This is a genomic window from Pseudidiomarina tainanensis (genome assembly GCF_004214835.1).
Taxonomy (GTDB): domain Bacteria; phylum Pseudomonadota; class Gammaproteobacteria; order Enterobacterales; family Alteromonadaceae; genus Pseudidiomarina; species Pseudidiomarina tainanensis.
Genome location: NZ_PIQJ01000002.1, coordinates 1 through 13,466 on the forward strand (window position 1 = coordinate 1; position 13,466 = coordinate 13,466).

At 46.6% G+C, this 13,466-nt stretch carries 12 protein-coding genes, 1 rRNA gene and 1 pseudogene; 7 read left to right on the forward strand and 7 right to left on the reverse strand.

Going from position 1 to position 13,466, the window contains the following annotated elements:
- Positions 1 to 87, reverse strand: a 16S ribosomal RNA gene (locus CWI82_RS08580); the annotation flags it as partial.
- A gap of 481 nt (positions 88 to 568) precedes the next feature.
- The gene (locus CWI82_RS08585; RefSeq protein WP_130203230.1) at positions 569 to 2,236 is read right to left on the reverse strand and encodes a S8 family serine peptidase; all 1,668 of its coding nucleotides are present in this window, start codon (positions 2,234 to 2,236) and stop codon (positions 569 to 571) included.
- A 237-nt stretch (positions 2,237 to 2,473) separates the two neighbouring features.
- Here CWI82_RS08585 and trmA point away from each other — a divergent pair, with 237 nt between their 5' ends.
- Entirely contained in the window at positions 2,474 to 3,574 is a 1,101-nt protein-coding gene (gene trmA / locus CWI82_RS08590; RefSeq protein ID WP_130203231.1) for a tRNA (uridine(54)-C5)-methyltransferase TrmA, read from the forward strand.
- A gap of 10 nt (positions 3,575 to 3,584) precedes the next feature.
- Here the strand turns inward: trmA and CWI82_RS08595 are convergent, their stop codons facing one another.
- From CWI82_RS08595 to efp, 3 genes are all read right to left on the reverse strand, one after another.
- Positions 3,585 to 3,962, reverse strand: a complete 378-nt coding sequence (locus CWI82_RS08595) for a MerC domain-containing protein (protein ID WP_092856966.1) — start codon at positions 3,960 to 3,962, stop codon at positions 3,585 to 3,587.
- Positions 3,963 to 4,028: 66 nt separating this feature from the next.
- On the reverse strand, positions 4,029 to 5,000 hold the full coding sequence (gene epmA, locus CWI82_RS08600) for an elongation factor P--(R)-beta-lysine ligase (protein ID WP_130203232.1): 972 nt from the start codon (positions 4,998 to 5,000) through the stop codon (positions 4,029 to 4,031).
- 15 nt (positions 5,001 to 5,015) lie between these two features.
- Positions 5,016 to 5,585, reverse strand: a complete 570-nt coding sequence (gene efp / locus CWI82_RS08605; protein ID WP_092856970.1) for an elongation factor P — start codon at positions 5,583 to 5,585, stop codon at positions 5,016 to 5,018.
- 111 nt (positions 5,586 to 5,696) lie between these two features.
- On the opposite strand from efp, the gene epmB reads away from it, so the two are divergent.
- Positions 5,697 to 6,695 carry an EF-P beta-lysylation protein EpmB gene (gene epmB, locus CWI82_RS08610; protein ID WP_199286258.1) on the forward strand — a complete coding sequence of 333 codons (999 nt, stop codon included), beginning with the start codon at positions 5,697 to 5,699 and terminating at the stop codon, positions 6,693 to 6,695.
- A 24-nt stretch (positions 6,696 to 6,719) separates the two neighbouring features.
- Here epmB and CWI82_RS08615 read toward each other — a convergent pair whose 3' ends face one another.
- The gene (locus CWI82_RS08615; protein WP_092856972.1) at positions 6,720 to 7,232 is read right to left on the reverse strand and encodes a DUF3016 domain-containing protein; all 513 of its coding nucleotides are present in this window, start codon (positions 7,230 to 7,232) and stop codon (positions 6,720 to 6,722) included.
- Between the two features lie 272 nt (positions 7,233 to 7,504).
- Here CWI82_RS08615 and CWI82_RS11575 point away from each other — a divergent pair.
- The 5 genes and pseudogenes from CWI82_RS11575 to CWI82_RS08635 all read left to right on the forward strand — a co-directional run.
- A pseudogene (locus tag CWI82_RS11575) lies at positions 7,505 to 7,681 on the forward strand (DUF6538 domain-containing protein); the annotation flags it as partial.
- A 24-nt stretch (positions 7,682 to 7,705) separates the two neighbouring features.
- Complete coding sequence (locus CWI82_RS08620; protein WP_165383908.1) at positions 7,706 to 8,776, forward strand: tyrosine-type recombinase/integrase; 1,071 nt, start codon at positions 7,706 to 7,708, stop codon at positions 8,774 to 8,776.
- 171 nt (positions 8,777 to 8,947) lie between these two features.
- Positions 8,948 to 9,436, forward strand: a complete 489-nt coding sequence (locus CWI82_RS08625) for a DUF4468 domain-containing protein (protein ID WP_130203234.1) — start codon at positions 8,948 to 8,950, stop codon at positions 9,434 to 9,436.
- Between the two features lie 80 nt (positions 9,437 to 9,516).
- Positions 9,517 to 9,876, forward strand: a complete 360-nt coding sequence (locus tag CWI82_RS08630; RefSeq protein ID WP_130203235.1) for a hypothetical protein — start codon at positions 9,517 to 9,519, stop codon at positions 9,874 to 9,876.
- A gap of 308 nt (positions 9,877 to 10,184) precedes the next feature.
- On the forward strand, positions 10,185 to 10,757 hold the full coding sequence (locus CWI82_RS08635) for a recombinase family protein (RefSeq protein WP_130203236.1): 573 nt from the start codon (positions 10,185 to 10,187) through the stop codon (positions 10,755 to 10,757).
- A 1,067-nt stretch (positions 10,758 to 11,824) separates the two neighbouring features.
- Here the strand turns inward: CWI82_RS08635 and groL are convergent.
- Positions 11,825 to 13,459 carry a chaperonin GroEL gene (gene groL, locus CWI82_RS08640; RefSeq protein ID WP_092856974.1) on the reverse strand — a complete coding sequence of 545 codons (1,635 nt, stop codon included), beginning with the start codon at positions 13,457 to 13,459 and terminating at the stop codon, positions 11,825 to 11,827.
- Positions 13,460 to 13,466: the final 7 nt, after the last annotated feature.

The following is a 13,466-nucleotide window of genomic DNA, read 5'->3' on the forward strand; positions in this document are numbered from 1 at the left end:
GCAAGCTACTCCCCGCTGCCGCTCGACTTGCATGTGTTAGGCCTGCCGCCAGCGTTCAATCTGAGCCATGATCAAACTCTTCAGTTTAAAGTGTTTAATCGACCCATTGAATCAATGACTTAATAAAATCTAATTTGTTAAGCACTTTTCCAATCAGTCAGGTGTATCCCCTTCGTTATTAAAGAAGGATACTTTTTTGCATCCGAAGATGCTTCTCTGCCTGAATCCGGTAAGTGCCCACACAGTTTGCTTGGCTTGGTATATTGTTAAAGAACGTTCGCTTACTTCGCTGAAGTAGCGGCTTGCATCTCGGCAAGCAAGGCGGCGTATTCTACAGCCTCGAAGTTTTGTGTCAAGCCTTTCGGCGAATTTTTTTCTGACTCAAAACTTGTGCTTTTGGCGACTTCGTTGTCTGCCTCAAGCGTGGGGCGCATTTTAGAGATTTAACTCGCCGCGTCAAGCGCCTTTTTGACATTTTTATGTGTTTTTTTGCCAACTGCTGATTTTGTGAGCGAAGCGTATAAAAAAAGCTCGCCGAAGCGAGCTTTTTCAACATTAGGAGCCTGAATTATTTCTTCGGACCGCCTTTACCTGGGTTACCGCCGCCGGTATCACCACCAGTATCACCACCGGTGTCGCCACCCGTTGAGCCACCACAGCCATTCGCTGTTAGGTAATCAACCGCTGCTTTTGCTTGCACAAGACCATGGCCATAAAGTGTATCGCGACCTGTTGCACCCAAATCTTTGGCAGTAGCTGCTAAAGCGTTACGGATATCGTCGTTACTACAAGCTGTGTGATGCGACCATACTAGTGCGGCTACACCAGCAACGTGAGGCGTTGCCATTGATGTTCCATCGAAGAACGCCCAATCACTATCTACAACACCTACGGTTGTGTTTGCACCTAATTGGTTAAGTAAGGTAGCACCGTCCGTATCACTAATACCAACTGCAGGGATACTTGACTGGTAAGTTCCTAAGGTACCTAACACCATACCTGGTTCGTTGTTATAAACAATCGCACCAACACCACCGCCGGCTTCACAAGCTTGCACTTTCTCTGCGAACGAAATCACACCACGTTCGATTAAACAAACTTTGCCTACCGCATCATTACAAGTGGTATCGCCGATACCGCAATTCGCTAACGCGCCAGAATTTTCTACTCGAGCAGAACCTTCCATGCTGGTTGCTTCATAGGCCACACCAGCAACTGAAAGTGAAACCTTCTCACCCATACCACGTGGTACCGAAGATAGAACACTTACACCAGGCCCAGCCAGTTCAACTTGGTCAGTTTGTTGCGAAAACGACGCATGTTGTTCATTCGCATCAACCGCAGCTACTGAAACCACTGCATCATAAGATGCTGGATATGAATGACGTGTGTTTCCATCATTACCTGCTGCTGCAATACTCAAAATACCAGCTGCGTTTAATTGGGCGAAAGCTCGTTCTTCAGTGCGGTTAGCACGCGAGCCACCTAAGCTCATGTTGATCACGTTAGCGCCGTAATCAGCACACTGCTCAGCTGCCGCCATTAACGATGAAGAATATGCCCAGCCTGAAGCTGAGAATACTTTTACGATGTGTAGGTTAACGTTACCGTTTGGCATAACACCAACAACGCCCTCACCGTTCGATAACGCAGCAATCGTCCCCGCAACGTGCGTACCGTGACCATTTTCATCGGTATACCAAGTACCAGTACCTGCATCGTTTACACCCGTAACACCTGCTGTTTGCAAGTCTGGGTGGCCCATATCGTAGCCAGAATCGATAATACAGACAGTACGAGTCCCAGCCGCAGCGTCTGATACCAGATCAGCTTGAACCATTTCGATACCATATGGCTTACCTGGTTCCCACTGTGTGTTCTGTACATAGCGCTTTTCATCAGGCGTTACGCTGACAACATTCGGGTTATTCATTAAGCTATGCACGGCAGAGTGCGGCACTTGAATTGCCATAGCATTGAAGCGGTCGTATCGATGGATAATTTTATTATCATTATTGCCGCCTGGATCATCACCATCTTTAGGTGGATCGAGCAAACCGTCATCATCTAAATGTAAAAAAGCTTCAATGGCGTTTTTTGAGCCTGGTTTAAATTCGACAATAACGCGTTCTTTTTCATTATTTGCATGAGCTGGCCCATGGGCGTGTACAGCTGTGCTGATAGCAAGCGACAACGCCGCTAAAACTAGCGCACTATTTTTAGTAGTGTTCGACATGGATTTGACCCTTTTTTATTATACTTTTTAATGTGTTGTTTAATGTGTTGTTCGTTTGCGGCTCATTATTTTTTTAACGCCACAACAACTCATAATGTAGTATTTTGCTCGTATGCGCAATGTCATATCGTGAAGAAATTGTAAAGTTGCTTGATCGTAAGTTCAGTAGACATTTTCAGTTCTGCCGTTACAATTCGCCCTCGTTTGCAGATGTAAGACATACATTTAGGAAGTTTCATGACTCAATTAACCATTAACTCTGACAATTACCAAACGCAACTTGCGGAAAAGGTCGCGCGTTTGGAATCAATGCTTACACCATTTAACGTTTCAGAGATTGCGGTTTATGAATCACCAAAAACTTACTATCGCATGCGTGCGGAATTTCGTGTTTGGCATGATGGTGACGACTTGTTCTACATTATGTTTGATCCTGATACGCGAGAAAAAATACGCACCGATTCCTTTCCAGTCGCCAATCGTCTTATTAATCGCCTAATGCCAGAGATACTCGACTATGTGCGAGGGCGTCCAAACTTAAGACAACGACTGTTCCAAGTTGAATTTTTAACAACGACAACAAACGAAGCTTTAGTTTCATTAATTTATCATCGCCAGCTTGATCAAGACTGGCAGAATGAAGCGCGAGCAATGCGTCAGCATTTAAGTCAGTTTGGCGAGATAGAAATTGTTGGGCGCGCTAAGAAACAGAAACTCTGTATTGACAAAGACTGGGTCACAGAGACTCTCGTGATTAACGATAAACCATTTCGCTTCCAGCAAGTTGAGAACAGTTTCACCCAACCCAATGCTGCCGTGAACCAGCATATGGTCAGTTGGGCACTTAATGCGACGCAAGGTAGTGAAGGTGACCTACTGGAGCTTTACTGTGGCAACGGTAACTTCAGTCTCCCCTTGGCGCAAAACTTCAAGCGTGTTCTGGCAACCGAAATTAGTAAAACCTCTGTTCACTCAGCTCGATACAATTGCGAACTTAATAACATCGATAATGTGACTGTAGTGCGTATGTCTGCCGAGGAATTTAGTGCAGTTATGGCAGGTGAGCGTGAGTCTCGACGAGCCAATGAAGCTGAATTGGAGCGCTTTGACTGTCAAACCGTTTTAGTCGACCCACCGCGAGCAGGTTTAGATGCTGATACGATTGAGCTCGTTCGGAATTACGATTCAATTGTTTATATCTCGTGTAACTCTGAAACTCTGGTGGAAAATCTAGCGGCACTGCAGACAACTCACGAGGTGAAACAAGCCGCATTGTTTGATCAATTTCCGTATACCCACCACATGGAAGCTGGAGTATTACTAAAAAGAAAGCGTTAAAAATTTTGAGTTAAGCTGTGGTGAGAAGACTGGTTGAGCGAACCAAACGTAAGTTAACCCAATGCGCAGCAATAATAAGGCTTGCTCCCAGTAAAATAATAACCGGTTCGCCCATTTCACCTAGACTATCTTTGTGCCAATAGATGAAGCCACCGGCGATTAATAATACCAACGGATAGAAGCGAGCGTGCTGGCGAATACCACTAATTAGCGCAACTAAGCCAAGCAAAATACTGGTACCTAGAATAACACGTTCGAGCAGTTCTTCACCGATAAACGATAAACCAATTAACGATAGCATTGGTAAAATGACAGGTAGCAACAAGCAGTGCAATGCGCACAAGGTGGTGACCCACATGCCTGTTTTGTCTAATGAACGCTGCGTCATTTTTCGCTTACTCCAATGAATACCAACTACTCTGAACAAGAGTGTTATAGTATAACATTACTTATTTTAAGCGCAAGCGATGCCGAACGGTAAAACTTGACGAATATCAGAAACACCGGTAACCAACATTAATAAGCGGTCAAAGCCAAGCGCAACTCCGGCGCACTCAGGCATTTCTGAATTAAGGGCATCAATCAATCGAAAGTCAGCCGGCTTCTCACTCTTTCCAAATTGTTGGCGAAGCCGATTATCGTGCTCAAATCTCACTTGTTGCTGCGTTGCGTCGGTTAACTCTTGATAACCATTCGCGAGCTCGATACCACCGACATACACTTCAAAACGCAGTGCAACCCGCGGATTTTCAACATCGAGTTGAGCTAATGCCGCTTGACTAGCAGGAAACCGATGCACAATTGTGATCTGTGATTTGTCTAACTGGGGTTCAATGACAAGAGCCATGGCTAACTGCAGCAAGGTATCTTTATCAGTTTCTCGCTCGACCAAATCGGCAATTCGCTCATCGTACATCAATCGCGCTTGAAGGTCTTTTACTGAAATTGTCAGCGGGTCAATGTTCAAATGCTTTTCAAAAAGCGCTTGATAGGTTGACTGCTGAACGATTAAATCACCAAGCACCGAATGGAGTAAGCAGACGACTTCATCAATTAAGTCTTGCATTGTGAAACCTACTCGGTACCACTCCAACATCGTAAACTCTGGATTGTGGAAGCGACCAGCTTCGTCGTCACGGAATACTTTACCAAGCTGATAAATCGACTGCCCATGTGCGGCAAGTAGCCGTTTCATGGCATATTCGGGCGAGGTTTGCAGTTGAAACCGTTGGTGTGGGAAATGGCTCAGCGAAGTTTCAAGGTTCTCAAGATGTAAATCCGTGACACCGAATCGGCCAAGGATTGGTGTATCAACTTCGAGAACACATCGGTGCTGAAAAAAACTTCGGATAGTTTGAAACAATGCAGCTCGCTGTTGCAGAACATCAAGCGATGCGCTTGGTTGCCAATCATCAGTGAGCTGCATATAGATTCGGGAAACTTATTTCTGGACGCGCGAAACGTACTCGCCAGAGCGCGTATCCACTTTGACGACTTCGCCCGTTTGCACGAAAAGCGGTACTCGCACTACGGCGCCAGTGCTTAACGTTGCTGGTTTACCGCCGGTACCTGCGGTATCACCTTTTAAGCCCGGATCCGTTTCTACGATTTCGAGTTCAACGAAATTCGGTGGTGTAACAGCAATTGGGTTACCGTTCCACAATGTCAGGGTACAAGTATCTTGCTCCACTAACCATTTGGTTGAATCGCCAACCGCTTTTGCATCGGCGGCCAATTGCTCAAATGACTCATTGTTCATGAAGTGCCAAAACTCACCGTCGTTGTATAGGTACGATAGTTCCATATCAACCACGTCTGCGCCTTCAACTGAGTCACCTGATTTAAAGGTTTTCTCAACCACTTTCCCGCTGATGAGTTTACGGATTTTAACGCGGTTAAAAGCTTGCCCTTTACCTGGTTTTACAACTTCATTGTCGATGATGTTACATGGTTCACCATCTTGCATGATTTTTAAACCAGCTTTGAATTCATTCGTGCTGTAATTCGCCATAGCTTCCTCATATGCTTTCAAATTAAGCGATTTCGCGGGCAATAATAAACCATAACGACGCAATTTTCAGGTAAAATAATTGCAGTCATTAAACAAATTTACAGGAAGCTTGTGTCGAATCTGAATGTTATCTCTGTGCGGCCGCAGTGGCAGCAAGAGCTTGCACAATCTATTTCAGACCCGCGTGAACTCGGTGCGTTGTTGCGTCTACCAGAAGACTGGATTACTCAGAATCAATCTGCACGTGAGTTATTCCCATTGCGGGTAACGCGCTATTTCGCTGGATTGATGACACCCGGTGATCGATTCGATCCGCTGCTCCTACAAGTGATGCCGAAGCAAGAAGAATTTGCAACCAAAGAAGGCTTTGTTACAGACCCACTCGAGGAGCAAAGCAGCAATCACTCGGGCATTTTGCACAAATATAAATCACGCGTGCTCGTGATTCTTCGCGGTGGTTGCGCAATTAACTGCCGTTACTGCTTCCGTCGGCATTTCCCGTATGAGGACCATCACTTTGGTCGCGCACAATTACAACAGCTGGTTGAGTTGGTCCAAGCTGATGCAGCAATCAATGAAGTGATTTTAAGTGGCGGCGACCCATTGATGGCTAACGATGACCAGCTTGAGAGAGTGATAACCGAACTGGAAGCTCTGCCGCAATTAAAGCGAGTGCGCATTCACAGTCGACTCCCGGTCGTATTACCTTCACGCCTTACCGAGAAGCTTGCTAAGCGATTACAGTCGAGTCGGTTGCAGGCAATTTTAGTCATTCACGCGAACCACCCTCGAGAAATCACCAGTACCTTAAAGAGTGCTCTAGCGATGTGGGCCAAGCACAATGTCACGTTGTTCAATCAAAGTGTGTTGCTCGCCGGCATTAATGACTCGGCAGAGGTTCTCGAAGCCTTAAGCGAAGCTCTATTTGATGCGCGGGTTACTCCGTATTACTTGCACCAATTAGATAAAGTAGCGGGGGCAAGTCATTTCGCTGTGAGTGATGAGCGAGCTCGACAACTTGAACATGAGTTACGAGCCCGCCTACCTGGCTTCTTGGTTCCTAAACTGGTGCGCGAAATTGCTGGTGAAGCCAGCAAGACACCGCTTTAGATGTCAGCGCGCACAGAGAAGCAATTACTTGGCTGTTTCAGGAAAGGTTTCTCGGAACCATTCTTGTAACAGCTCTTTCTCAAAATAAAGACTATCCCGACTTGAGCCCATGATATTTCTAATATTGCGCGGTGGCGCGAGCGACTTTAACTCAATATGGTCAGCTTCACTCAAAACGTTACCTTGCGCATCAGTATATCGATATGAAATCACGAGATACGGATAAGAAACATCATCGAGGATGCGCTGAAATGCACTGCTGGTTGCACCGAACGTCGGCTCCACTCGACCGGCAAGATCAACGTCGTTAAAAGTAACCTCTAGCTTATTCTGCTCGGGTAAGCGCTCACCTAGCTTTGTTACATACTCAGCAAAATCAGCTTTAGTTCGTTCCTCAAAACGGCTTTTTAACTCGTTAACGGCTTCGAAATCTGTAAACGATTTCACGTCATCCCATTTTACCGAAACTTCCGCTGCGCTTGACGCACCAGCAAACAGACTAGCGACAACAGCAAGACTTAAAACGGACGCTTTCATGGTTAACCTCCATTACAAACACTGAGTATCTATTTTCAGATATTGCTTCTGAAATTTTGTTTTCAATAGTATAGACGCTGAAACGCTGAGTTTCGTGACAGCCCAGAAAACAAAAAGGGAAGCACAAACGCTTCCCTTTTTAACTCAGCGACGAATGCGCCGGCTTACATCATGCCGCCCAATATCACGCCAAATGCCTTACAGCTTGCGGCCTACATAGGTTTCGTAGATAATCGCTGTCTACTTTACTGTCTACATAAGCGTCTACATTCATGCCGAGCCGTAACAGCACGAACGACACCAAACACCTTAAGCTAAGAGGCAACGTCTGGTGGTATCAGCGACGAGTTCCCAAGTCATTACAGCACATATACAAGGGTGACAGCTTCATAAGCTTCAGCTTAAACACAGGTGACATTAGGCTTGCTAAGTCTAAACGTGACCAGTTCAACGGCGAACTAGCTAGCAAGCAGATGTCAGGAGCTAACCCAGACGCAGCGCGATTCCGTCACATCGTTCGTCACTTACAGGCGGACAAGCAAGACAACCCTTACGAATGGGATGAGCCTTACGACGTGCGTGAAATTGAACGTGCTGGCGACATAGTGTTCGTTGACGCATACACCACAGTCAATGGGGCGAATGACAAGTCAGCCCATTACGACATTAGCTTGCGTGAAGCATTGCATAACTGGGAAGTGAAGCACGGTGTAAACAAGTCATTGGAGACTCAACGGAAGGTTCCCAACACTGTGAAGCTGTTTCTGAACTTCCTTGAGGTACAAGACGTCAGCTTACAGTCAGTTAGTCGCCGTGACGTGTACGACTTCATTGAGTACCTTGCTCAGCATTACGCTAAAAACACGGTGTCAGGCCACATCAGCCGACTTAAGGTTGTATGGGAACTAGCAAAGGACAGGTGCGACGTCACAGGAGATAACCCATTTCACGGTCATACGATGGCTGGCACAAGCGAAACCAAGAAGTATGAACTGTTTACACCCACTGAGCTTCAGGCCTTGTGTAAGTCATTGGATGAAACGTCTCGCGACCGCAGGCTTATATTCCTTCTTGGTCTGTTCACTGGCGCTCGGCTTAGTGAGATATGCAACATCAAGGCTGGCAACATCCAGCAAGCTGGGGAACATTACTACTATCACATTGAGAAAGGTAAGACGAAGGACGCGACACGAAACGTGCCTATACCTTCTGAGCTCGTAGCTGACATGCTAGCGTTGCGCGAAGGTCTAGCTGAAAATGACCTATTGTTTTCAGTCGATAGCAAGACATACAGTCGCTGGTTCTCCGTGCTGAAGTCCTCCGTAGTAGATGACAGCCGAAAGGTGTTTCATTCCCTCCGTGTAGGCTTCTCAACCGCACTCAAGCGTTGTGATGTTCATGAGAGATATGCCGCTGAGATTCTTGGTCACAAGCGTGGTGAAACGATGTCGTACGGATATTACGCTAGGGAGAACGAATTAGCCCTGTTGGCAAGACAATGCGACAAAGCTGTCAGCTATATACAGTCGACTTGGCTGTTATAGAAACTGACTAGCGACTGCTTGCACAATCGTCGAGCACGTGAGTCCCACAGGCTCACGTCAATATCAATTGTTGACTTCTAGCCCTACCTTGTTACAAATACTTGTTGTGCGTGTGATATTTACGCACTCTCTCAATACACTGAGCCACTGAACGCTTACAAGGGTGAAATTATGAACTATTGGAACTATACGGTCATTGGAGCCACAGCTCTTCTGACTGTCGCAGGTTGCCAGTCTACGGAGCCTTACCAACCAGCCGTCGTCACTAATGTGGTCGAGGTTTCTGCAAGCCAGCAAGAAATCTATACGAAAGCTAGACAATGGTTCTCAGAGTACTTCGTGTCTGGGGAGTCAGTGATTGACTATGAAGACGCTGAGTCGGGCACGATAATAGGGAATGGCATAACTACTATCGGAGTCGAGGAACCGTTTGGGCTTGTTGCATTCAAAGTTGACTTTACCATGCGAGTCGACACAAAGGATGGTAAGTTCAAGGCAGAATATAAAATCAATAAGCACTTAAATGTCGGCAGTGGTCAATCAGTTGAGATGTATAGCGTTACAGAGGAAAGGAAAGCGAAAGCAAAGAAGGCCGTTGAAGCTATAACCGCTGACTTACGCCAGTATATCGACTCTGCTCCGTCAAGCGATGACTGGTAACTGCTATATAGTGGCTCGGATAATTCCAAGTGAACTCTGAGCTAGCTGAGACACTATTGGCGCTAGTACTGGGCGTCGTCATGATTGCAATTGGCTGGCTGTCCTACGCTAGCAAATTGCGTGCGCTCGATGACCCTAACGACGACTCAGTGTTAGCGCTCGATGAGCTAGTCGGTAAATCAAAATTAGAGTCGGGCGGTGAATACCTAGTGCGCATCCATCGTCAAAGTGGAAACCTTCAGAAGGACGACCAATTATTCTCCTCACCCGAGGCAGCCATAAAAGCCGCTGTCTCTACTTTCAGGCGAGCCAAGATTGAGTTTGCTGTTATGGAGGAAAACAGTTCAGCGGAGATGAGATTCCGTCGGCCTCATTATCACCACGGAGGTGCGGCAGAAGGCAAGAAAGTAGGCAGAGCCAGAATCTTTAAGATCGGTTAACACTTCCTAGAGCCTCGAGTCATTTTAGCAATAAAAATCTGTGAGGTTGTAGAAACGAGTAGCTCAGCTCATTCCCCCCCCGTAGGGCTAGCTTGCACAACACTAAGTTAGACTCAGTGGCTGATTATTGACAAGATTAACCTCTAACCTTTTGACACCACAAGAACCTCTGTATCTCAACAAGGTGTACCTCGCTGTCACATGTAACTATGTCATAGTTTTCATCTCCGAAACGCTTGACAACCGATCCGATGGCCGATCTACTAAGAGAGTCTAGAGGCTGTTGTCACATAATCGGAGGAAGACCCATGCAACGCATCGCCTACATTCGTGTATCAAGTGCTGACCAGAACACTGAGCGCCAGCTTGACGGTATCAGCTACGACAAGGAGTTCATCGACAAATGTTCAGGGGGATTGAAGCAGCGGCCAGCGCTTGACCGTCTATTGGAGCATGTACGCCACGGTGACACAGTGCTTGTCCATAGCATCGACCGCATGGCTCGTAACTTACGTCACCTGCTTGAGTTGATAGATTCATTCAAAGCCAAAGGCGTGACCGTAGAGTTCGTCAAAGAGTGCATGAGGTTCACACCTGAAAGTAACAACCCAATGCAAGACCTCATGCTGCGCGTGATGGGAGCCGTCGGTGAGTTCGAGAAGGCAATGATTAATGAGCGTCAGCGAGAAGGCATCGCACAAGCCAAGGCGAGAGGCGTGTATACTGGGGGTAAGCGTAAGGTTAACCACAAGCGCGTAATCTCATTACACCAACAAGGTCTTAAGAAGGCAGCGATTGCACGTGACCTTGGAGTACATTGGCGTACAGTTCATCGAATCATTGAAGCTTCTAGTGTGGAAGGGCTTGCCCAAGCGTCATAGAGGCCTCTAAATGAGCCTGTAAGATCGTGCAAGCGCTGAGGCTATACGATGGTAGCGACAAGCTCGCAGCCGATCTTACAGAGCGTCCTAGGCGCTTACTTGTCTCACCCTGCTTAAAATCTGAAGGGCTGACACGGTGACTATCATAAAGCAGCCACACAGCAACGCCTATCGAACGACTCAAAGCCCTGTAAATAACGGGCTCAGGCAGGTCACACACCTATGGGTGGGAAACTAAAAAAAAGACTCAAAGTCTTACTATGCAAGAACTTTTAGCTGCCACTCAGCTTACCTCTATCGTTGGACTATCATGTCTGACCGACCTGTCATCTTAAGGGGGCATGACAGGAATCGTGGGGGTAAGGGGGCATACTCTAAGTCATCTTAAGGTCTTCCCTTAAGTCTTCTCAGAGTCTAGTTATTGGTAATAATCAATAATGATTGAGACTAAACATGAACTACAGGTCTTCTTTACGATGACTCTAGGTTAACCAGTAATGGTCTTAAGCTCACCCTAGAGCTATCTTAAAGCCAACCTGATGCATTATGAGTTAAGGCAAGTTGTCAGTAATAATCTGTCAGCCACTGTCGCAGCATTACGCTTACTATGCTTCCCCCATGCTAGTCCCCGTTTGTGCTAGTCTCAGGCAACAAATTGACTTTAAGTTGTTCCTACCGCATTCAGCTCTCAATGAGTAGTAGTAATAAGCGACTGTAACTAAGTGGAAATAGTCATTGGCGTCAGATCTGTTATGTTGATAATCCAACGCCTCTGGCAGAACAACAAGAGGCAACTGTGAGCCAGCATAGAACATAGAGCCTTGCATGACGTGAACCAAACAACACTAGAACATCTAGCCTCAGCGACTATAACAAGTCACTGGGGCTTTTTTTCAGGTTAGTTCCATGAACAAACAGCGGCCAACCTATACGCAAAGAAAAGGGACGGAGCGCTAACCCCATCCCTTCTTACTGTACTACATGAATGTCTACATCTCTGTCTACATTAGCGTCTACAAGCAACGCTAACACATTGATTTATATAGACATCGCTGGGCAAGCTTTGCTTACATCATGCCGCCCATTCCGCCCATGCCGCCCATATCTGGAGCAGCTGGTTCATCTTTTGGTAACTCAGCAACCATCGCTTCGGTGGTAATCATTAACGCAGCAACCGATGCCGCGAATTGCAATGCTGAACGAGTTACTTTGGTTGGATCCAAAATACCCATTTCTAACATGTCACCGTAAACGTCTTGGCCAGCGTTGTAACCGTAGTTACCTTCACCGTTTTTCACGTTGTTCGCAACCACTGAGGCTTCAGCGCCAGCGTTGGTTGAGATTTGACGCAATGGTGCTTCCATCGCGCGCAACGCCAATTTAATACCAACGTTTTGGTCTTCGTTGTCGCCACGCAAGTCAGCAAGTTTGCTTGCTGCACGTACCAACGCAACACCACCACCAGGAACCACACCTTCTTCAACAGCCGCGCGAGTTGCATGCAACGCATCTTCAACGCGAGCTTTCTTCTCTTTCATTTCCATTTCGGTGGCAGCACCAACTTTAATCACGGCAACACCGCCAGCTAATTTAGCCAAACGTTCTTGCAGTTTCTCGCGATCGTAGTCTGAAGAGGTCTCTTCGATTTGCTGACGAATTTGCGTGACACGGCCTTCAATCGCCGTTTGATCACCGCTACCGTCAACAATGGTGGTGTTATCTTTGTTAATCACCACACGCTTCGCTGTACCGAGGTCGTCAAGCTGTGCCTTCTCGAGCTCCATACCGATTTCTTCAGAAATCACGTTACCGCCCGTCAATACCGCGATATCTTGCAACATCGCTTTACGACGGTCACCGAAACCAGGCGCTTTTACAGCAGCAACTTTCACGATGCCACGCATGTTGTTCACGACCAACGTTGCTAAGGCTTCACCTTCAACGTCTTCAGCGATGATCAACAATGGTTTGCCTGACTTCGCAACGCCTTCCAATACTGGCAACAATTCGCGAATGTTTGAGATTTTCTTGTCAACAAGCAAAATGAACGGGCTATCGAGTTCAACAGTGCCGTTCTCTTGATTGTTAATGAAATATGGTGACAGATAGCCACGGTCAAACTGCATCCCTTCAACAACGTCAAGCTCGTCTTGCAATGCTTGGCCTTCTTCAACGGTGATCACACCTTCTTGGCCTACTTTGTCCATTGCTTGAGCAATGATTTCGCCGATGGTGCTATCAGAGTTAGCTGAAATAGTACCAACCTGTGCAATGGCTTTTGAGTTGTTGCAAGGCTGAGATAATTCTTTCAACTCTGCTACTGCGGCGATAACTGCTTTGTCGATACCGCGTTTCAAATCCATTGGATTCATGCCAGCGGCAACAGCTTTCAAGCCTTCGTTGACGATAGCTTGAGCTAATACGGTTGCCGTAGTAGTACCGTCACCAGCTTCATCATTTGCTTTAGACGCAACTTCTTTCACCATTTGTGCGCCCATATTCTCGAACTTATCTTCTAGTTCGATTTCTTTCGCAACAGATACACCGTCTTTGGTGATCAATGGTGCGCCAAATGATTTTTCTAAAACCACGTTACGACCTTTCGGGCCCAACGTAACTTTAACTGCGTCGGCTAGGATGTTGACGCCTTTTAACATGCGCTGACGCGCTGTATTACCAAACTTAACTTCTTTAGCTGCCATGTTCGTT